The organism is Anaerolineae bacterium, from assembly GCA_016931895.1.
In the GTDB taxonomy this organism is placed as follows: Bacteria; Chloroflexota; Anaerolineae; order 4572-78; family J111; genus JAFGNV01.
In genome coordinates, this window is the sequence record JAFGDY010000072.1 from 19,976 (window position 1) to 40,045 (window position 20,070).

Consider the following 20,070-nt stretch of genomic DNA (forward strand, 5'->3'; position numbering starts at 1 on the left):
GGTCAAACAATGGGGACTGATACTCTATTTGGTTTCATTTACCGTGCGATAAATGGTATACATGGCAAATGCCAAACCCACAATCATCAAAACAAGCAAAAGCCATGGCGCGGTGCCCAGTTTATTATCCAGCCAAATACCCAACCCCAGGCAGCCAAAAACTGAGCATAATAAAATGCTACTGATTTGGGCAAATAAATAATAGCCTTTAAGGGGCCCCAGTTTCTTTTTCATTGTGCAAAAACCCCCGGGCAACAGAAAGCGATTATACCACGCCGCAAAAATTTAGCAAAATGATTATAAAATTGTCTATTTTCTGGCCCAGCATAGGCCGACCATACTGGGCTAAAGTGTCTTGGAATCAATACTCTTTGTAATAAGTTGACATGAACAGCAAAAACAGATACAGTTCTCTATGACAACTTGATGGTTTGAGTTTGTAATTATGAAAAGAATTTTGGTAGCTTGCGACCATCCTCAAATGGATAATCCTCTGCGCCGCAGCCTGGCGCACCTGGTAACTTCTTGTGAGATTGACGTGGCCTATGATGGTTACACCGCTTTTGAACAAATCAGTAGGCAACCGTATGATTTGATTGTGGTTGATTTTTTGCTGCCCGGCCTGGACAGTTTAGAATTGGTGGAGAGCATCCAGTATATTGATCCCGGCGTGCCCGTTATCCTGCTGTTGCAAAAAGAGCATAAATCCATCAAACAGCCGGCGCATACGGTCAAAGCTCAGCCTATTTTATGCCCCTTTAAGCCGCTCAAATTTTTACGGCTGGTAGACAAACTGCTGCACCAACAGTTAAATCGTTATCGGCAATTGGCCGGCACTTTGCAAACCATTCTGGAAACGCTGCGCCAACAAACGTGTACCCCCTGCGTTTTTTTGGCGGAGGAGAATGGGCAGGTTCTTCTCTCTCACGGCGAGCTTGATGAAGAACAATTGGCCGCGCTGGGTAATCTGGCGGTTGGTGTTTCGATGTTGGAGGAGGAACTTAAACGATTGTTTGCCGGCGACAAAACATTGCATGCGCATTATCAACGAGCGCAAAAAAACCACGGCCTATACGTGGTGCCCGCTACAGAAAACCTCAACCTGGCCCTGCTTTCGTCACAGCTTCCTTCGGTTCAGGATGTCGAAATTTGGCGACAATTGGATCAAACCGCTCTCCAAATCCAGCAGGCTTTTGACTGTTACCATCAGGGGGCAACACCCTCGGTTGGCGATGAACATGAGTTTGATCAGCCTGAAATCCTGGCCCAGGATCACGTGTTCATTCCGCTCTCGTTTGAAATTGAGTTTGACGTAGATGAAGCCCCCGTTGAGACAATTTCCCCCCCTGAGCAGGTTGAGCGTGAGGCTGAGCATGAGGCCGAGGCTGACCTTGAGGCTGAAGAAGATGAAGTGGCGGTCAATTGGGCCATTCTCTCCAGCAATGCCAATCTGCTGAACCGCCTGCACAATCTCACCCGGACCGACTGAGGAGAATATTTGTTTTGGCAAGAATCGTTGTAAATGGGCGGTTTATGGGCCTGCTCAGTAGCGTATCCCCCTTTGCTTTGACGCGCTGACTATAAAAAAATTGGGCAAGATTAGGTGAATTTTTCATCCTGTAAATCCGGTAAATCCTGTCGAAAAGTCTATTTAAGAGTCAGAGTGGTTACCCCAAGTTCCCCAAGGAGTTGATGTTAATGACACGGTTACAATTTTTTAGCCAACAGGTTATTGTTCTTTTTGTTGTGTTAATTCTGAGTACGGCCTGTACCCTACCCCGTTTGGGAAAGGGTAACGATTCCGTAGGGGGCGGCCAGATGCCCCAGGTTACGCTCACCAATCCCATTGCCGGTCAGAAATTGGAAACGGGCCAGGAACTCAAGGTGGTCTCTACCGCCATAGACTCCACTTCCGGCATTGTCCGGGTTGAGTTGTTGGTTGATAACCAGGTAACTTGGGTTGACGCCAATCCCCAACCCCAACCCAACGAACCTTACATTGTGGCCCAACCGTGGACTCCCCTCATCCCCGGCAGCCATGTGCTTCAGGCGCGGGCTTACAATACGGATAATGTAGCCGGCCAATCGGAGCCGCTGGTGGTTGACGTAGTTGTCCCGGCTCAAGCGGCAGTTGCGGAGCCGCCAACCCCTACCGGCGAAATAATTGCGGAAAACACGCCTACCAATACTCCCGCCCCTCTGGTTGATGCTCGCGCTCCTGCGACAACCCTTTTGCCGGCGACGAACACACCCTCACCGCAGACCTCTACGCCAACAGATACCCCGCCTCCAACCATCACTCTCACCCCTACCGCCACCCCTACCCCCGGCTCTTTTCAAGCAACCGGGCTTGAACCGGATGGCCGTTTTAAGGACATCTGGCAAAAAATAGGCGCGGGTGAGAGCCGCCTGGGCTATCCCATCGGCCCGGAACTGACCGACCGCAACTTTGCCCGCCAATATTTTGAAAGAGGGCTGATGTACTGGTGGGATAATCCTGATGGGTCTGACGATATTTGGGTGATTGACTCCCCCGCCGCCGATTTAAAAAGCGGCGCAACCTGGAATCGTTATCCTGACGAGTGGGCCGGGGATGAGGCTTATGCCTGTGATGAGGCCCGGCGTAATGGCGAGATGGGGCCAATCCGCGGGTTTGGCTGGCTGTGGTGCGCGCGGCCCGAATTACGCGCGCGCCTGGGTAATCCCCGCACTGGAGAAGCCGGATCCGGCGGCAACCCTCCTTTTGCCCACGTGCAATTTTTCCAGGGAGGGGTCATGCTTTTGAATCCACTCAACAATGAAGTGTTTGTTTTGTTTGACCAGGGAGATTGGCTGAGGTTTGGGTGGAATTGAGGGGAGTGCGTCCCAAGATTTTGGCGGTAGGGATTTAATATTTTGTTGGGGCCATGCTGCGGCCGGCATCAATATCCTTGGTGGATAGCCCTTCGACCATAAAACTGATCACCCCGGCAATAACTTCTGGGATGAATTGGGATAGGTGCAGGATAATGGTTGCGGCCGCTACTGTTTCGGCAAAATTGGGGGCCACGGGCAGGCCGGCAAATGTCGAATCTAGGGTGAGTTTGGCCGCAAATTGCACCAGCCCTACCCCGGCCGGCGCGCCGGGAATGGTCAGGGCCAGGGCCATAGCCGGGAGCATCAACACCGACGTTTGCCAGGGCAGCGGCGCCCCAAAATCAAAGGCTTTGAGGGCAAACCAGAAAGCCAGGGGGATGGGTATCCAGGTAAAAACATTCCACAACAAAACCATGGCCAGGTGGGGAGGGTTTTTGAGAATGGCCAGGCCGCCGGTAAAACCGTCCAATATTTTTAGAGCCAATTGCGCCAGGTTTTGGGGCAAAAGTTTGGCAATCAAAGTGTCGGCCCAGTGGCGTTTGAGCAAAAAAACAACCAGGGCCGCCAAAGCGCCTACGTAAAGCACCGCCCCGGCCATGCCTGCTTGTTGTAAAACCTCATTGCGGACCCCCAAAGCAATGACCCCCACCAAAACCAACAAGACGGTCAGGCCATCAAGAATTCGCTCCACCACCAGCGCGGCAAACGCGCCTGTTTTGGATAGACCACAGGAGCGGCCCTGCACATAGGCCCGTAAAAACTCACCGGCCCGGGCCGGTAACACCACATTGGCCGTAATGCCAATCACCAACGCCCGAAAGGTAGGCCAAAAGGGAGCATGGCCCATAGGCTTGAGTAGCCATTGCGCCCGCAGGGTGCGGAAATAAAGATGCACGTATACAAAAATGGTTGAGGGCACCAGCATCCAGTAATTGGCCTGGGCCAGGGCCTGGCCCACTTCAACCAGGTTGATGTCGGCAAAAACAAAATCCAGAAAAAAGAAGCTGATGGCCAGATTGAGCATCATGTTTTGCCAGCGGGGGGGCAGGCGGTCAACCAGACTCAAGAGGCCGATTCCAGCAAAGACAATAATGTAGACGGGATAAATCACACTGCCCAGTTGCCCATAACGATAACCAAAAAAGGCGGCAATGGCCAGGATGATGAGGCCGCGAATTAAGTTAGCTCGTTTCATGATGGTATGACCGTTTTACCGTTTCCTTGTTTTTTTGCGCTAATGGCTTTTGCGTCAAACAGATGAGACTGCTGCCCAGGGGCAGCGTGCGGCCCTGGCGTAGCCATTTTGCTTCCAGGGTTTGCACCCCAATCAACCACCGGTTCAACCAGGCCGGCAGGGGCCGGGAGTCAAGCCGGCCCAGCGACGGCAGCCGGCGCGCCGCCAGGCGCACCATAGTGACAACGGGTAACAGGATTGAATTGGTGTATGAACATGTTTGCAACTGAAAACCGGCCTTAGCCAATTTTTTGCGGATATCGGCCAGCGTGTATCGCTGCCGGGCGCAGTAAATCTCGTCGTGAACGCTGTGCAGGCCGGGCAGGGCGGAGTCGGTGAGCAAAAGCCAACCGCCCGGTTGCAGAATGCGGTAACATTCGGCCAGCGCCTGATGGTCGTCCGTGATCCAGCGATGATACAACACATCAAAGGCCGTAACCAGGGTAAACGTATGATTGGGATAGGGCAACGTTAAGCCGGAGCCTTGCACCAGGCAAGATGACGGGCGGCGGCGACGGGCCAAGTTCAGAGCCAGGGAACTCAGGTCCAGGCCGATAACGCTGCCCCACCGGGCCAAAAGTTCCAGGTTGCCGCCGGTGCCGCAACCAATGTCAAGAATAAGTTGCGTTGAGGCGGCGGGAATGTGGCGTTCAAACAGGGCTTGCGCCATCCGCCGCCGGCCGGTAAACCACCAGTGCCAATCTTCATAGTGATACATCCACTCATATTCTGGCTGTTGCATCAATCATTCTCCGGCGGGGTTAAAAAATGGGGATTGCGGTAAAGCGGCCCGGCGCCGGCCCTTCCGGGAACAACAATCAACCGGCGACCTCTTGATAGGCTCGACCGATCACGGCGGCAATATACTCGATTTGCGGCGCGGTCAACGATGAGGCCGAGGGCAGATAAAAGCCGCGCTCACACAGCCTCTCGGCCACCGGAAAACGTTGGCCCTTATAATTTTGATAATAGATAGGCTGCAAATGCATGGGAATAAAAAAGGTACGCGTTTCAATGCCATGCCGGGCCAAATAAGCCCGGAGTTGATTGCGATCCATGCCAAACTCGTCTTCCACCAGGATGGAGTACATCCAGAAAACATTTTTGGCCCACTCTGCTTCGGGCGGCGTGACAATCCCGGGGATTTTTTTGAGGAGTTTGGTATATAACGCTGCATGGCTGCGGCGACTTTCCACAAAGTGATTTAAGCGTTCGGTTTGGGCCACGCCAACTGCCGCCTGCATATTGGTCATCCGGTAATTAAAGCCCACGTATTTGTGCCAGAAATGACGTTCTTTAGAAAAAGCATGGTCGCGTAGATTGCGGGTCAGGTCGGCCAGGTGAGCGTTGTTGGTGGTAATCATGCCGCCTTCGCCGGTGGTGATGATTTTGTTGGCGTAAAAGCTGAAACCGGCGGCGTGTCCCAAGCCCCCGGCCCGCCGGCCTTTATACTCTGCGCCGTGGGCTTCGGCGGCATCTTCCAACACAAAAAGGCCATGTTTGTCGGCCAGGGCCATCAGGGGGTCCATGTCAACCGGATGGCCGTAGGTATGAACCGGCATAATGGCTTTAGTTTTGGGTGTGATTTTGGCGGCCACCTGGTCAACGTCCATGTTCCAGGTCTGGAGTTCGGAGTCGATCAGCACCGGGGTGGCCCCGGTATAAGTGACAGCATTGATGGTGGCAATCATAGTGAAGGCGGGAATGATCACTTCATCGCCGGGCGCCAGTCCCAGGGCGGCCAGCCCCAAATGCAAAGCGACCGTGCCGTTGGCGCAAGCGATGCCGTATTGGCAGCCACATTCGGCCGCAAACATTTCTTCAAAGCGGGGGATAAAGCCCCCAATTGAGGAAATCCAATTGGTGTCCAGACATTCCGCAACATATTTTTTTTCATTGCCGCCCAGCGTCGGTTCGCACACCGGAATGATGCCGCTCAATTCTTCCGCCGCCAGCACAAAAGCCCGGTTGCCTAAAGCATCCACCCGGTCAATCAATTCAGAGCGATCCGGGGCTTGCAATTTGGGGTCCTGGCCGGGAATAATTGCGGCTAACTCTTCGCCAAAATCTTGCGGGGTAATGGTTGATGGTTCTAACATGGTCAAAAGTGGCTCCTTTTTATGCAACATAAAACGTGAAACGTAAACCCATTCTTACGTTTCACGTTTTGACATTATGTTGATGAGGCTATTATTTTGCCGAGTCAACTGCGGCTATGGAATTATAGTCACTTCAGCCGGTTGCGCAACCTATACTTTGCCCGCTGGCTACCAACCGCTAGCTTTTCTTGTTCTCATCTAAACTTGTTTGGCCCAAGCCTGATTTGGGAACAAGAAACCCCGGAACAACTTTGAATGTAGAAACCTTCTTTTTCAGGTTGTGTTAACCAATGAATCGTAAGATAATAAAGATCAAGCCCGTTTTTGCGGCAAGGATTGTGATAGTTTTTAACGGAGTAATAAGTTATGGGTATGATGAAACGATTGTTGACTATGGTCGTTATGGCTTGGGTTCTTTTTTTTGTTATCTCGGGCGCTTTTGGCGCAGGGGTTGTTTTGGGCCGGTCGGACTTCTTCTTTAATCCGGCCGTGGTTCACGCCGAAGATCAACCGGCTGAGTTCGGCGTATTCTGGCAGGTTTGGGACCTGGCGCATCAATTTTTTATTGACCGGGAAGCCCTGGATAATACTCGCCTTACTTATGGCGCAATCAACGGCCTGATCGCGGCCCTGGGCGACGAAGGCCACACCCGTTTTTTAACGCCTGAAGAAGTGGAGCGCCAGCAAACCGAAATTTCGGGTAAATTCTACGGCATTGGGGCCCAGGTGGGCATAGAAGACGGCCTGCCCGTGATTGTTGCTCCCCTGGATGGCTCCCCGGCGGACCGGGCCGGCGTAAAGGTGGGTGACATTATCCTGGAAGTAGATGGGCAAGACGTGACCACCATGCCCCTCAACGAGATCATAGATCTCATCCGGGGTGAGGAAGGGACAGAGGTGGTCATCACCTTCTTCCGGCCTGATACCAATGAAAGCCTGGAAATTGCCATTATCCGGGCCGAGATTGAACTGGACGCGGCCACGTGGACAATGATCCCCGGCACTGAGGTGGCTTTGATCCGTTTGGCCCAGTTCAGCGCAAATTTGAATGACGACGTGTTGGCTGCCATAAAAGGGGCCAGAGCCGCCGGGGCGACGGCCCTGGTGCTGGATGTTCGTAATAATCCTGGGGGGCTATTGGAACAGGCTGTTATCGTAACCAGTCAATTTTTAAAGGGTGGCAACGTGCTGTTACAGGAAGATGCCGAGGGCAATCGCGTGCCTTATCCCGTTGAGCCGGGCGGCATTGCCCCGGACATACCCATTGTGGTGCTGATCAATCGGGGTTCGGCCAGTTCCGCCGAAATTTTTGCCGGGGCTATTCAGGATCATGAGCGCGGAACGGTGGTGGGCGAAACCACCTTTGGCACCGGCACGGTCTTGCGTCCCTTCAAATTGGATGACGGGTCGGCTTTATTGCTGGGCACCAGCCAATGGTTGACTCCCAACGGGCGATTGATCCGCAAGCAGGGCATCGAGCCGGATATTGTGGTTGAGTTACCTGTAGGCAGTGACCTGCTCTCCACTTATGAGCTTAAAGAAATGAGTGTGTCTGAGTTATTGGATAGTGAAGATAAGCAGTTGCTTAAAGCCTTGGAAGTGTTGGAAGCCCTGCCTCAAACCGGTATCGCTCCCGGCACTGTGCTGGATCATTACCTGCCCGACTACTTACGACCCGCGCGAGTAGGGGTTGAGTGAACTCTATATTGATTGAATTGTATCCCAAGAGAGCCTGGATAATGGTCCAGGCTCTTTTTGTGCTTAGGGATGAGCATAATGGGTTGTGAGTTAACGGGTGGTTGCTTTTTTTAGCCGTTCCACTTCTCTGGGATTCAAATGCCGCCATTGGCCCGGCTTGAGGTGGCCCAATTTGAGCGGCCCCAGACGCACCCGGATCAATTTTTTGACCGGGTGGCCCAACGCTTGGGCCACTGCCCGGATTTCCCGTTTACGCCCTTCGGTGAGGATGACTTTGAGCCAGGTGTCTTCACCTTCCAGGTTCAATATTTCCACAATGGCTGCGCCTACCGGCTTGCCTTCTACCTCAAGGCCGCCCTGTCGCCAGCGCAGGAGCGTTTGAGTGGCGGGATGGCCGCCGACCAGGACGTGATACTCTTTTTCAATTTGATAGCGGGGATGGGTTAGTTTTTGGGTCAGGTCGCCGTCGTTGGTGAGTAAAATCAAGCCTTCGCTGAGCAGGTCAAGCCGGCCGACCGGGTAGATTCGTTCCGGCGAGTCAACCAGGTCAAGCACTGTTTTGCGCCCTCGCTGTTCATCGCTGGCGGCGCTCAAAACGTGGCGGGGTTTATTAAGGATAATGTAGACCTGTTTCCCCACCCGTTTGCCCAGCGGCTGGCCGTCCACGGCGATAACGTCGCGCTGCGGGTCGGCTTTTACCCCCACTTCGGTCACGGTCTGGCCGTTGACCGAAATCCGGCCCTGTCTGATTAACTCCTCACAGGCTCGCCGTGAAGCTACGCCCGCATGAGCCAAAATTTTTTGTAAGCGTTCTTGGGTGCTCACCGGATATATTTTTCGGCCCGGTTGAATAGGCCGTACTTTTTACCATCAGGCATAATGGCCCCGCTCAAATTGGTTGCCTTTAGCTTAACGCCAAACAGTTTGGCTTCGTTCAAATTGACCCCCCTCAGGTTGGCCCCGCTCAAGTTGGCCCCAAACAGGTTGGTGTGGCTCAAATCGGCCCCAAACAGCATGGCCTGGCTCAAATCGGCTTCGGACAGGTCGGCCCCTCTGAGATTGGCCCCGCTAAAATTAACCTGGCTGAGATTGGCCAGGCTCAGGTTGCTCTGGCCCAGGTCGGCCCCGGCCAGGTTGGCCCGTCTCATTTTGGCCCGGCTTAAGTTGGCGTTAAGTAGAACCGCCTGGTATAGATTGGCTTCCGTCAAATCGGCTTCGGACAGGTCGGCTTGCCATAGGCTGGCTTCGCTCAAGTCGGCATTGTTGAGCCTGGCCCAACTGAGGACAGTTTCCTTCAAACTGGCTCCCCTCAAGTCAGCGTCCCTTAAGTCGGCCTCATGTAGAATGGCCCGGCTCAAGTCTATTCCCCTCAGGTTGGCTTCACTCAAATCGGCTCCGCTCAGGTCGGCCTGGCTCAAAACTATACCCCTCAAATCGGCCCCCCTTAAGGACGCTCCGCTTAAATACGGCTTTTCACTTCTCTGGCGAGCAGATTTTACCATCTGCGCCATCTGCGCCTGGGTCAATTTGTTCATAGTACGGTTCCTTCCCCGCTTTCATTGCGGAAACGTCCTGTTGATAAGATTACTATAGCATAGAATTTGGGGCTAAACAATTTGCCCTTGAAATAAAATGATCCCCTGCCGTTATTTTGCTTGTAGCACGGCAGGGGAAGGAATGGTTGCAGTTTTTTTATTGAGGTGAAACTTTTTGGGCTGAACCTCTATTCCACAGTTACACTTTTAGCCAAATTGCGCGGCTGGTCCACGTCGGCGCCGCGCCAGACGGCGGTGTGGTAGGCCAGCAATTGCAGCGGGATCACCGAAATGATAGGCGTGATCAGCGGATGCGCCTGGGGAATGGTCAGCACATGATTCGATTTGCTGGCTACCTCTTCATCCCCCTCATTGATCAGGGAGATCACAATGCCGTTGCGAGCGCGAACCTGCTCGATCTGGCTGATCATTTTATCGTACACATGATCCTGGGTGGCAATGCAGACAACGGGCATGTTGTCGTCAATCAGGGCAATGGGGCCATGTTTCATCTCGCCGGCCGGGTAACCTTCGGCGTGAATATAGCTGATTTCTTTGAGTTTGAGCGCGCCTTCTAAAGCAATAGGGAAGTTAAAACCACGCCCCAGAAAAAGATAATTGGCGTGTTTGTGATACAGGTTGGCCAGTTTTTCGTAATCATTGTAGCCTTCGGCCAAAACCTGACCGGCCAGTTCCGGGAGGTGGGCCAGTTCTGAAGCCAGGCGATAACTGGCTTCATGGGAAAGCAGGCCGCGCAATTGGCCCAAATATATGCCCAGCATAAACAGGTCGGTCAGGGTAGTGGTGAAAGCTTTGGTGCTGGCTACCCCAATCTCCGGCCCGGCTTTCATCAAAATGGCCCCGTCGCTGATGCGGTGGGCCATGCTGCCCATCACGTTGACAATGCTCCAAAGTTTGGCCCCTTTCTCCCGGCCTTCCTCCATTGCGGCCAGCGTATCCACGGTTTCGCCGGATTGGGTAATGGAGAGGATCACGGTTTTATCGTCAATCAACGGGTCTCGATACCGGAACTCGGAGGCGTAATCCACAGAAACATTGATCCGGGCCAGTTGTTCGATGATAAATTTGCCCACCAGCCCGGCGTGATAAGAGGTGCCGCAGGCCACAATGATGATCCGCTTGATCTCGGCGGCTTCAGCCGGGGTCAACTTCAATTCCTCAAAATTGATTTGGCCGGTGGTAAAATCAACCCGCCCGCGAATGGTGCTTTGGATAGACTGCGGCTGCTCGTAGATCTCTTTTTGCATAAAGTGGCGATATTGCCCTTTGGCCGCGCTGACCGGGTCCCAGGAAATGAAGCGTGGTCTTTTGAGCACCGGGTCGCCGGCCAGGGTTTGATAGGTGACTTCGGCGGCGGTGATAACGGCCATTTCGCCGTCTTCTAAAAAAACAACCTGTTGCGTGTGCTCCAAAATGGCCGGGATGTCGGAGGCCAGGTAATTTTTGCCCTGGCCCAAACCCACAATCACCCCCCCGGCGTTGCCTAAGCGGGCGGTGACAATTTTATCCGGTTCACCTTTGCTGATAACGGCAATGGCGTGCGCTCCCTCAAGCTTAAGAAAGGCCTGCCGGCAGGCTTCCACCAGGCTATGGCCTGCGGCCATGAATTTGTCAACCAGGTGAGTGATCACTTCGGTATCGGTGTCGGATTTGAATTCATGGCCCTCGGCAATCAATTTGGCCCGCAATTCAATAAAATTTTCCACAATGCCGTTTTGTACCACGGCTATGGCCCGGGCCTCGTCAACGTGAGGATGAGCATTGCGCTCAACAGGGGGGCCGTGCGTGGCCCAGCGGGTATGGCCAATGCCTACATGGCCGGTCAGCGGGGCAGCTTGTAATTTTTGCTCCAGATTAATCAGCTTGCCTTCAGCCCGGCGAATATCCAGGTCGCCATCCACCGCGGCAATGCCGGCGGAGTCGTAACCGCGATATTCCAATTTTTTTAAACCTTCAAGGATGATTGTTGCGGCTTCGGGTGTGCCTACACAGCCAACAATGCCACACATAGTTATTTACTCCTTTCCACGCTGTGGGTACTTGTGTTGAAAAATGATAATAGGATAGGTTCCTTGTTTGTGCTTTTGGAAGGGCCACTGCCCTTCTACTGAAGGGCCACTGCCTTTCTTTTGTCCCAGCAATTGCTTGCCGGTTTTGCGGAAAGGTTTGTGATTTTTCTCAGCAAGAGAAAAGAGGGGATAAATCGGGGTGTGGCTACCCGGCAGGTACCCGCCGATAATTTCGATCAACCTGCACCTCGTCACCCGGCTCCAGAAAAGATGAGGGCTATCTCTGAACTTTGTTCAGAAACGAACTTTGCCTTCATCCTGTTTAAAGTTGGGTCTGGCGCTGATTATCCCCGGTTCAATTATTTAACTTTTTTTCATATAGTCTGCCTCCTGACGGTTGGATGTGGGCGGGGGTCTGTCCCAATTTTTTAGTCATGGGGTAAGGACAGGATATTGTCCTGTCCTTACCGCCAAAATCTTGGGATGCACCCATGGTGCCTCGTTGCTTTTTGTATTATTTGTAAGTATAATATCTCAAAAATACACATCAGTCAATAGATTTTGATGACTCTTTGTTGTAAAAATAAATACTAAAAGAAAACAAATTTACCCTGAATAACTTTTTTGGATTAATAATTGTGTATTTAGTATACTTGCTTACTTATTGTTGAACTTTATGGGTATATATGGAGGAACGAGACGGATGCATACCAATGAGTTTGGCCTGCGCCTCAAACAACTGCGCGCGGCTAAAGCGCAAAAACTGGAACGGCGCAAGATTCCCCAGCGAGAAGTGGCCGAAAAATTGAACGTTACGCCCGGCGCTTACGCCAGTTGGGAGTCGGGGCGCACCCGGCCCGATATTAACTTACTGCCTCAAATTGCCGGTTATTTTGAGGTGAGCATTGATTTTTTGTTGGGCTATACGACCAATACCCCAACCGGCGCGGAATTCATCCCGGTCCAGGCCGATGAAATATGGTCGTTGCGCCGGAAAGTGCAGAGCGAGGGCGAGCGTTTGGGCATAGAGATTTGGCAGCGTCTTCTGGCCAGGGCCAGTTTGCAAACCATTGGCGCATCGCTCAAAATTCACGCCCGCGCCGAACTGGAACGTTACCTGCGTGACGTTTTTTATACGGACCTGATCAGTATTGACCGTTTACCCCAAGAGAGTGACCTGGCTCAACAACTGCAACGCGCTTTCCGGCTGCGCGAGGTGATTGTGGTGCCGGTGCTGGAGGAAGCGCCGTACTTTATCAGAAATGTGCTGTTGGGCGAAGCGGCGCGAGCTTATTTTAATACTCACGTTTTTGAAGGAATGAAAGTGGGCCTGGCCGGCGGTTACTCTGTTAGCCGCATGGTCTACTCCCTCCGGCGCGGCGAGTGTCGCTCTATTGAGGTCTATCCGCTGGCCATTAGCCCGGTGATTGAAGCCGTTGGTATTGACGCAAACAGCCTGGTAGGGGCGCTGGCGTATCGCCACGAGGGGTACAATGTGCAGGGATACACTTTGCAGTACGCCAGCCCGCTGGATTGGCAGGACGCCGAAAATATCCGGCAGTTTGCGCCTACCTTGCGCATCCTGGCCAAAGCCAAAAGTGTAGACATTGCTTTTATGGGCCTGGGTATTGTGGGCCGCCGGCGCTCGCCCATTGACCTGCTCGGCGACCTGGTGGACACGCTGACGCCGGGCCTGGAGCTTATGCGCGACAGGGGCGCTGTGGGCGACATTCTCTATCACCTGGTTGACCAAACCGGCCGGCCGGTGGTTCCCGAAATCAGTAATCTTATTTGTTCTATTGAATTACAAGACTTACACGATATGGTGCAGTTGGGCATACCCGTTATCGCCATTGCCTCGCGCCGGGAGAAATTGGCCATTGCCCTGGCCGCCATAAAAGCCGGGTATGCCAACGTGTTGATTATTGACGACAAACTGGCCCAGGCCCTGTTGGCGGCCAAAGCCTAACCGGCCCCTAATTTTTGGCGGTTTGCCGGGCCAAGTGTTTTAATTGCTCCACCACTTCCTGGATGCTCAAATTATCGGTATCCACAATAATCGCATCGTCAGCCGGCGCCAGGGGCGAGACCGGATTTTCCCGGTCCTGCCGGTCCCGTTTTTTGATAGCGGCCAGAATTTCGTCAAAATTGGGATTTTGGCCCTGGGCCAAACTGTCTTTATAACGGCGGCGCGCGCGCTCCTCGACAGAGGCGCGCAAAAATATTTTCAGGTCGGCCTTGGGCAAAACAACCGTGCCAATGTCTCGCCCCACCATCACTATAGCGCCGCCTGCGGCAATACGGCGTTGTTGGTCTGTTAAGGCCCGGCGCACGCGCGGGTAGGAGGAGACGCGGGAAACAAATTTTTCTACTTCCGGGCTGCGGATGGCCCAGGTTACATCCTGGCCGTCGGCCAAAACAGTGTATTGGCGACCGTCGTCCGGGCCGTCTGGTTTTACGTCAATAATTAGCGTTTCGGCCAGTTGTGAAACCTGTTTCACGTTTTCCACGGCCAGGTTACGGTGCAGGGTGGCCCACGTTACCGCGCGATACATCACGCCGGTGTCAAAATATAAATAGCCCAACGCCTGGGCCAGGCGGGCGGCGACGGTACTTTTACCGGAGGCGGCGGCGCCATCTATGGCAATGATCACTATACATCACACTTTCTACACCTTAATTTTGCCCAATTCTACTCGCCGCCGAGTCAAATAGCAAACTGAATGGGAAATGATCATAGCGGCAACTATTTGTGACTAAAGGCGTTAGATTATAAAATATCTGCCCCGCCGGTGGTAGTGGGGCCGAAAAGGGCCAGATTATACAAGTTCCGGCCATGCTGACCATTTCTTTTAACAGATTATTTTGTATACTTAATAATAAGGGGAAATTTTCTTCCGCTGTTTGGAATAAGTTGGAGACAGATAAGTATGACCAATAACGGCCGCGAAAAAAACAAAACCGTGGTTGGCGCGGTGATGGTGGTGGGAGGGGGCATTGCCGGTATGCAGGCCTCGCTGGATTTGGCCGAGGCCGGCTACCGGGTTAACCTGGTAGAAAACAAAAGCGCCATTGGCGGGCACATGGCCCAACTGGATAAAACCTTTCCCACCAACGATTGTTCCATATGTACCATCTCGCCCAAGTTGGTTGAGGTGGGCGGCCATCGCAACATCAAGCTGATGACCAATACCGAGGTGTTGGATATTAAAGGGCAGGCCGGAGATTTTACGGTCACGGTCCGCCACAATCCCCGTTACATTGATCCCGTCAAGTGCACCGGTTGCGGCGATTGCGCCAAGGTATGCCCCATTATCCTGCCCGACCATTTTAATGAAGGACTCTCCGAGCGGCGGGCCGCCTATAAACTTTATCCGCAGGCCATGCCCAATGCCTATGCCATTGAAAAGCGGGGCGTTGCGCCCTGCCGTAACGCCTGCCCCGCCGGCCAGCGCGCCCAGGGTTACATTGCCCTGATCAACGCGGGGCGTTACGCCGACGCCATGCGGGTCATTAAAGAAGATAATCCCTTTCCCGGCATTTGCGGCCGCATTTGTAACCACCGTTGTGAGGATGCTTGCAACCGGGGCCAAGTGGAAGAACCGCTCAACATCCGCGCCCTCAAACGGTTTGTGACCGATTGGGTTTACGAGCAGCCCCGGGTGTTGCCCGATCCGGTTGAACAAAAATATGCGGAACGGGTGGCCGTGATTGGGGCCGGGCCTTGCGGCCTGACCGCCGCCCAGGACCTGCGCCGGCTGGGGTACGGGGTTACTGTGTTTGAGTCGTTGCCGGTGGCCGGGGGCATGCTGCGGGTGGGCGTGCCGGAATTTCGCCTGCCCGCTGAAATTGTGGAGCGCGAAGTGCGGGACATTGTTGACCTGGGCGTGGATTTGCGCCTAAATACCCGCGTGGATAATTTGGACGACATTTTTGCCGAAGGTTTTCAGGCCGTGCTGGTGGCCGTGGGCGCGCATAAAGGGGTAAAACTGTCCATCAAAGGGCGCGACCTGGCCGGGGTGCTGGTCAATATGGACTTTTTGCGCAACGTGCGGCTGGGCGCCCCGCCTAATTTCTCCGGCAAACGGGTGATGGTGCTGGGCGGCGGCAACGTGGCCCTTGACGTGGCCCGCACGTCGGTGCGGTTGGGCGCGGCTGAAGTGCGCCTGGCCTGTTTGGAAGAAAAAGAAAAAATGCCGGCCCATGCCTGGGAAGTTGAAGACGCCGAGGCCGAAGGCGTTATCATTCAACCGGCCCGCTCTTTTAAACAAATTCTGGACAACGGCCGGGGAGAGGTAGGCGGCCTGGAATGTTTGCGCGTTAACTTTATGGAATTTGATGAAGAAGGTCGCCTGACCCTGGAAACAGAACCCGGCTCCGAACATGTCATTCCTTGCGACATTGTTATTTTTTCCGTGGGCCAGCGGGCGGAACTGGCCTTTATCCCGAAACGGGCCGGGGTGGAAGTTACCAAACGCTCCACCGTGGCTGTTGATCCCCACACCCTGGCTGCCGGCCGGCCCGGCGTGTTTGCCGCCGGCGACGCCGTGACGGGCACCACGTTTGTTATTGAGGCGGTGGCCGGCGGCCATAATGTGGCGCAGTCCATTCACCGCTATTTGCGCGGCCAAAAATTGGAACCGCCGGCTAAACCGGACCTGCCGGTGGTGGAAATGTCCCGGGCCGAAATTCAAGAACGCCTCCACCAGGGCGAAATCAAAATTGAACCGCGAGTGGCCATGCCCGTGGCGCCGGTGGCAGAACGCCGCCAAAACTTTGAAGAGGTAGAACAGGGCTACACCGAAGAACAGGCCCGCGCCGAAGCGGCCCGCTGCCTGGCCTGCGGCATCTGCTCCGAGTGCCTGAGCTGCTCGTATGAGTGCAAGGCCGGGGCCATTAACCACGATGAACCACCCCGGATTGAGCAAGTTCAAGTTGGCGCGGTAGTTTTAGCGCCCGGCTACCAGATTTATCAGGCCGAATTGTCCGAGGAGTATGGTTTGGGTCGCTACCCCAATGTGGTCACGGCGCTCCAATTTGAACGGCTGTTGAGCGCGTCCGGGCCAACTCACGGTCACGTGACCCGCCCCTCCGACGGCAAACCGGCCCGCAAAATTGCTTTTCTGCAATGCGTTGGCTCGCGGGACCAATCGCACGATTATTGCAGCGCGGTGTGTTGTATGTACGCGGCCAAAGAAGCGGTAATGGCCCGCGAGCACGACCCCGAGGCAGAGGTGACCATCTTTTTTATGGACATGCGGGCCTATAGCAAGGGTTACGAGGCTTACTATCGCCGGGCCGAAGAGCGGTACGGCATTCGTTATGTGCGCTGCCGCATCTCGGCCGCCAAAGAAGACCCGCAGACCGGCAACCTGCTGGTGCGCTACCTGGCCGCCGCCGAGGGCAACGGCCACGAGCGCGGCCCGGAACAGGTGGTTGAAGAATCTTTTGATATGGCGGTTTTGTCGGTGGGCATGGAAATCTCGCCGCAGGTGCGGGCGTTAGGCCGGAAACTGGGCATCCAACTGGACGACTACGGCTTCTGCCACACCACTCAGTTTAATCCCCTGGAAACCAGCCGGCGCGGCGTTTACGCCGTTGGCCCCTTCCGCGAGCCAAAGGACATTCCGGAATCGGTGATGGAGGCCAGCGGGGCCGCGGCCCTGGCCGGGGGGCTGCTGGCGCCGGCGCGGGGCACGCTCATTTCCCCGGCTGAATATCCGCCCGAACGAGATGTGGGCCGGGAAGAGCCGCGCATTGGCGTGTTTGTGTGTCACTGCGGTTCTAACATTGGCGGTTTTTTGGATGTGCCGGGCGTGGCCGCGTATGCCCAAACTCTGCCCCACGTGGTTCACGCCGAAGACAATCTTTACACCTGCTCTCAGGATTCCATCAAACGCATCACCGAAAAAACTATAGAATTCAAGCTGAATCGGGTGGTGGTGGCCTCCTGCACTCCCCTCACCCACGAGCCGCTTTTTCAAGACAGTATTCGCCAGGCCGGGTTGAACCCCTACCTGTTTGACATGGCCAACATTCGCAACCAGTGCTCCTGGGTTCACGGGGATGATTTTGCCGGAGCCACCTTAAAGGCCAAAGAGTTGGTGCGCATGACGGTGGCCCGCGCCGCCGAGCTAAAACCGTTGCATCGCCTTGAGGTGCCGGTCACCAAACGGGCGCTGGTTATTGGGGGCGGGCTGGCCGGGATGCAGGCCGCGCTGGCCCTGGCCCAACAGGAAGTAGCCGTGGACCTGGTTGAGCGAGAAGCGGCCCTGGGCGGTAATTTGCGCCACGTCCGCTTTTTGCCGGAGTTGTCGGGTTCAAAAGACCAAACCCGGCTCCAATGGCGCGACGCCCAAGCTTATCTGCAAGACCTGATCGCGCAGGTCAACGCCGCGCCGGGCATTACGGTCAGGCTGCAAACCCAACATCTTAAAACCGACGGTTACAAGGGTAACTTCACTTCCACGTTGCGTGCGCCGGAGGGAGAAGTAACCGTTCAGCACGGCGCAACCATTGTGGCGGTGGGGGCGCAAGAGTATCGGGGGCCGGATTACGGCTACGGCAGTAACCCGCACATTCTTACCCAGCAGGAATTTGAGGCGCAATTGGCCGGCGAAGATTTGGCGGGCGGGGATTTAGCCGACGTGAACTCGGTGGTGATGATCCAGTGCGTGGGTCCCGCCGAGCAGCATTGCAGCCGCACCTGCTGTACCATCGCTTTGAAAAACGCCCTCAAGTTGAAGGAACTCAATCCCGCGGCCCAGGTTACAATTCTTTACCGCGACGTGCGCACCTATGGTTTTAAGGAGCGACTTTATACCGAAGCGCGCCGGGCCGGGGTTCTTTTTGTGCGGTATGAGGCGGCGCGCAAACCGCAAGTCAACCAGCCCGCCGCCGGGCCATTAGAGGTGCAAGTTTGGGAACCCATGTTAGGCCGGGAGATGGTGTTGCGGCCCGACCGTTTGGTATTGAGCATGCCGATGGTGCCGGCGCAGGGGGTCAAAACATTGGCCAACCGGCTCAAAGTGGGCGTTGACCTGGACGGCTGGCTGATGGAGGCCCACGTTAAACTGCGCCCGGTTGATTTTTCCACCGAAGGCTTTTACATGGCCGGGGCCGCCCACTATCCCAAATTGTTAGACGAAACCATTACCCAAGCTCAAGCCGCCGCCGCCCGCGCGGCCACCATCTTGAGCCGGGATTCGCTGGAGGTGGGGGGGATCGTGGCCCAGGTGAGAACGGACGATTGTGTGGGCTGTCTCACCTGCGTTCGCACCTGCCCCTTTGGCGTGCCCCAAATTAAATTTGACCTCACCGGCGTGGGCAACATTGCCGGGGCGGCTTTTATTGAACCGGCCATTTGCCAGGGCTGCGGCACGTGCGCCGCGGCCTGCCCGGCCAAAGCCATTGATCTAAGGCACTACACCGACGCCCAGGTATTACCCAAAGTTGACGCCTTGTTTGCGCCGGCGTGTCTGATAAAGGAGTCTGTTCAATGACCACCGAAAACAATTTTGAGCCTACCATTTTGGCCTTTTGCTGCCGTCACTGCGCCTATGCCGCGGCCGATTTGGCCGGCGGCCTGCGCCTCAAGTATCCGGCCTCGATCAAGATCATCGAGTTGCCCTGCACGGGTAAGTTTGACGTGTTGTACGCCCTGCGCGCTTTTGAAGACGGCGCCGACGGCCTGCTGGTGGCCGGTTGACTGGAAGGCGACTGTCATTACCTGGAAGGTAATCTTAACGCCAAAAAAAGAGTGGCCTACGTCAGCAAACTGCTGGCCGAAATTGGCCTGGAGGGCGAACGCGTTCAAATGACCAACCTGTCGGCGGCAATGGGGGCGCAGTTTGCCCAGGCCGCCACCGACATGGCCCAAAAAATCAGCCGGTTGGGGCCTAATCCCCTGCGGGCCGGCGGAGGTAAAAAATGATCATTGCCGAACAAAAACCCCTGGTCAAGATAAAAGAAATGCTGGCCGGCCAACAAAAAGTGCTGGTGCTTGGCTGCGGCACCTGCGTGACGGTATGTTTTGCCGGCGGCAGCAAAGAAGTGGGCATCCTGGCGTCCAGCCTGCGCATGGCGGCCAAACTGGAGGGCCAACCCAAAATAGTGGATGAAATGACCGTCCAGCGCCAATGCGAGTGGGAATATATTGACCCGCTGCTGGAAAAACTGGACGATTACGACGCCGTTCTCTCGTTGGGCTGTGGGGTGGGGGTGCAGGCCCTGGCCGAGCGATTTCCCGATAAACCAATTTTGCCTGGACTGAACACCTCGTTTATGGGCCTGCCCACCGAACAGGGCGTTTGGGAAGAACGCTGCCAGGCTTGCGGCGATTGCATTTTGGATTTGACCGGGGGGATTTGCCCCATTGCCCGCTGCGCCAAACAATTGCTCAACGGGCCGTGCGGCGGTTCGCAAAACGGCCGGTGTGAAATTGACCCGGCAGTGCCCTGCGCCTGGCACCTCATCTGGGAGCGGGCCGAAAAACTGGGTTTACGGGACAGGCTGCTGGCCGTGCAGCCGCCCAAAACTTGGACCACCAGCCGCGACGGCGGCCCGCGCCGCATTATCCGCGACGATCTACGTTTGCCCGAAGAATACCGGGAATGAGG

Annotated in this window: 16 protein-coding genes; 7 read left to right on the forward strand and 9 right to left on the reverse strand. The window is 55.0% G+C overall.

Features of this window, described 5'->3' with window-relative positions:
- Positions 1-24: 24 nt before the first annotated feature.
- The gene (locus tag JW953_05785; protein ID MBN1992193.1) at positions 25-234 is read right to left on the reverse strand and encodes an AtpZ/AtpI family protein; all 210 of its coding nucleotides are present in this window, start codon (positions 232-234) and stop codon (positions 25-27) included.
- Positions 235-445: 211 nt separating this feature from the next.
- On the opposite strand from JW953_05785, the gene JW953_05790 reads away from it, so the two are divergent.
- Positions 446-1,489, forward strand: coding sequence for a response regulator (locus tag JW953_05790; protein MBN1992194.1), 1,044 nt, complete (start codon positions 446-448; stop codon positions 1,487-1,489).
- Between the two features lie 209 nt (positions 1,490-1,698).
- Entirely contained in the window at positions 1,699-2,853 is a 1,155-nt protein-coding gene (locus tag JW953_05795; GenBank protein ID MBN1992195.1) for a hypothetical protein, read from the forward strand.
- Between the two features lie 34 nt (positions 2,854-2,887).
- Here the strand turns inward: JW953_05795 and JW953_05800 are convergent, their stop codons facing one another.
- The 3 genes from JW953_05800 to JW953_05810 form a co-directional block, all read right to left on the reverse strand.
- Positions 2,888-4,051, reverse strand: a complete 1,164-nt coding sequence (locus JW953_05800; protein ID MBN1992196.1) for a flippase-like domain-containing protein — start codon at positions 4,049-4,051, stop codon at positions 2,888-2,890.
- On the reverse strand, positions 4,038-4,832 hold the full coding sequence (locus JW953_05805) for a class I SAM-dependent methyltransferase (GenBank protein MBN1992197.1): 795 nt from the start codon (positions 4,830-4,832) through the stop codon (positions 4,038-4,040). Before JW953_05805 ends, JW953_05800 begins: the two co-directional genes overlap by 14 nt.
- 76 nt (positions 4,833-4,908) lie before the next feature.
- A complete protein-coding gene (locus JW953_05810) occupies positions 4,909-6,189 on the reverse strand; it encodes a DegT/DnrJ/EryC1/StrS family aminotransferase (protein ID MBN1992198.1) in 1,281 nt (426 codons plus the stop codon).
- A gap of 372 nt (positions 6,190-6,561) precedes the next feature.
- Between JW953_05810 and JW953_05815 the strand changes: the two genes are divergently transcribed.
- Positions 6,562-7,887, forward strand: a complete 1,326-nt coding sequence (locus tag JW953_05815; GenBank protein ID MBN1992199.1) for a S41 family peptidase — start codon at positions 6,562-6,564, stop codon at positions 7,885-7,887.
- A 90-nt stretch (positions 7,888-7,977) separates the two neighbouring features.
- Here JW953_05815 and JW953_05820 read toward each other — a convergent pair whose 3' ends face one another.
- The 4 genes from JW953_05820 to JW953_05835 form a co-directional block, all read right to left on the reverse strand.
- Positions 7,978-8,712 carry an rRNA pseudouridine synthase gene (locus JW953_05820; GenBank protein MBN1992200.1) on the reverse strand — a complete coding sequence of 245 codons (735 nt, stop codon included), beginning with the start codon at positions 8,710-8,712 and terminating at the stop codon, positions 7,978-7,980.
- Positions 8,709-9,422 carry a pentapeptide repeat-containing protein gene (locus JW953_05825; GenBank protein ID MBN1992201.1) on the reverse strand — a complete coding sequence of 238 codons (714 nt, stop codon included), beginning with the start codon at positions 9,420-9,422 and terminating at the stop codon, positions 8,709-8,711. The genes JW953_05820 and JW953_05825 overlap by 4 nt, the downstream gene beginning before the upstream one ends.
- Positions 9,423-9,610: 188 nt before the next feature.
- Complete coding sequence (gene glmS / locus JW953_05830) at positions 9,611-11,452, reverse strand: glutamine--fructose-6-phosphate transaminase (isomerizing) (GenBank protein ID MBN1992202.1); 1,842 nt, start codon at positions 11,450-11,452, stop codon at positions 9,611-9,613.
- Between the two features lie 6 nt (positions 11,453-11,458).
- A complete protein-coding gene (locus tag JW953_05835; GenBank protein MBN1992203.1) occupies positions 11,459-11,692 on the reverse strand; it encodes a hypothetical protein in 234 nt (77 codons plus the stop codon).
- 463 nt (positions 11,693-12,155) lie between these two features.
- Between JW953_05835 and JW953_05840 the strand changes: the two genes are divergently transcribed.
- Positions 12,156-13,421: a helix-turn-helix domain-containing protein gene (locus tag JW953_05840; protein MBN1992204.1), complete on the forward strand. Its 1,266-nt coding sequence runs from the start codon at positions 12,156-12,158 to the stop codon at positions 13,419-13,421.
- 7 nt (positions 13,422-13,428) lie between these two features.
- On the opposite strand, the gene JW953_05845 is transcribed toward JW953_05840, so the two are convergent.
- Positions 13,429-14,109, reverse strand: a complete 681-nt coding sequence (locus JW953_05845; protein ID MBN1992205.1) for a (d)CMP kinase — start codon at positions 14,107-14,109, stop codon at positions 13,429-13,431.
- 273 nt (positions 14,110-14,382) lie between these two features.
- Between JW953_05845 and JW953_05850 the strand changes: the two genes are divergently transcribed.
- The 3 genes from JW953_05850 to JW953_05860 are packed head-to-tail and all read left to right on the forward strand — an operon-like array spanning position 14,383 to position 20,068.
- A complete protein-coding gene (locus tag JW953_05850) occupies positions 14,383-18,954 on the forward strand; it encodes an FAD-dependent oxidoreductase (GenBank protein ID MBN1992206.1) in 4,572 nt (1,523 codons plus the stop codon).
- Positions 18,951-19,385: a hydrogenase iron-sulfur subunit gene (locus tag JW953_05855; protein ID MBN1992207.1), complete on the forward strand. Its 435-nt coding sequence runs from the start codon at positions 18,951-18,953 to the stop codon at positions 19,383-19,385. Before JW953_05850 ends, JW953_05855 begins: the two co-directional genes overlap by 4 nt.
- Positions 19,382-20,068 carry a methylenetetrahydrofolate reductase C-terminal domain-containing protein gene (locus JW953_05860; GenBank protein ID MBN1992208.1) on the forward strand — a complete coding sequence of 229 codons (687 nt, stop codon included), beginning with the start codon at positions 19,382-19,384 and terminating at the stop codon, positions 20,066-20,068. The genes JW953_05855 and JW953_05860 overlap by 4 nt, the downstream gene beginning before the upstream one ends.
- Positions 20,069-20,070 lie beyond the last annotated feature (2 nt).

Coding starts and splice junctions, on each gene's coding strand:
- JW953_05850 (MBN1992206.1), top strand. CDS start 14,383: ATGACCAATAACGGCCGCGAAAAAAACAAAACCGTGGTTGGCGCGGTG.
- glmS (MBN1992202.1), bottom strand. CDS start 11,452: ATGTGTGGCATTGTTGGCTGTGTAGGCACACCCGAAGCCGCAACAATC.
- JW953_05825 (MBN1992201.1), bottom strand. CDS start 9,422: ATGAACAAATTGACCCAGGCGCAGATGGCGCAGATGGTAAAATCTGCT.
- JW953_05840 (MBN1992204.1), top strand. CDS start 12,156: ATGCATACCAATGAGTTTGGCCTGCGCCTCAAACAACTGCGCGCGGCT.
- JW953_05785 (MBN1992193.1), bottom strand. CDS start 234: ATGAAAAAGAAACTGGGGCCCCTTAAAGGCTATTATTTATTTGCCCAA.
- JW953_05810 (MBN1992198.1), bottom strand. CDS start 6,189: ATGTTAGAACCATCAACCATTACCCCGCAAGATTTTGGCGAAGAGTTA.
- JW953_05800 (MBN1992196.1), bottom strand. CDS start 4,051: ATGAAACGAGCTAACTTAATTCGCGGCCTCATCATCCTGGCCATTGCC.
- JW953_05790 (MBN1992194.1), top strand. CDS start 446: ATGAAAAGAATTTTGGTAGCTTGCGACCATCCTCAAATGGATAATCCT.
- JW953_05805 (MBN1992197.1), bottom strand. CDS start 4,832: ATGCAACAGCCAGAATATGAGTGGATGTATCACTATGAAGATTGGCAC.
- JW953_05815 (MBN1992199.1), top strand. CDS start 6,562: ATGATGAAACGATTGTTGACTATGGTCGTTATGGCTTGGGTTCTTTTT.
- JW953_05795 (MBN1992195.1), top strand. CDS start 1,699: ATGACACGGTTACAATTTTTTAGCCAACAGGTTATTGTTCTTTTTGTT.
- JW953_05860 (MBN1992208.1), top strand. CDS start 19,382: ATGATCATTGCCGAACAAAAACCCCTGGTCAAGATAAAAGAAATGCTG.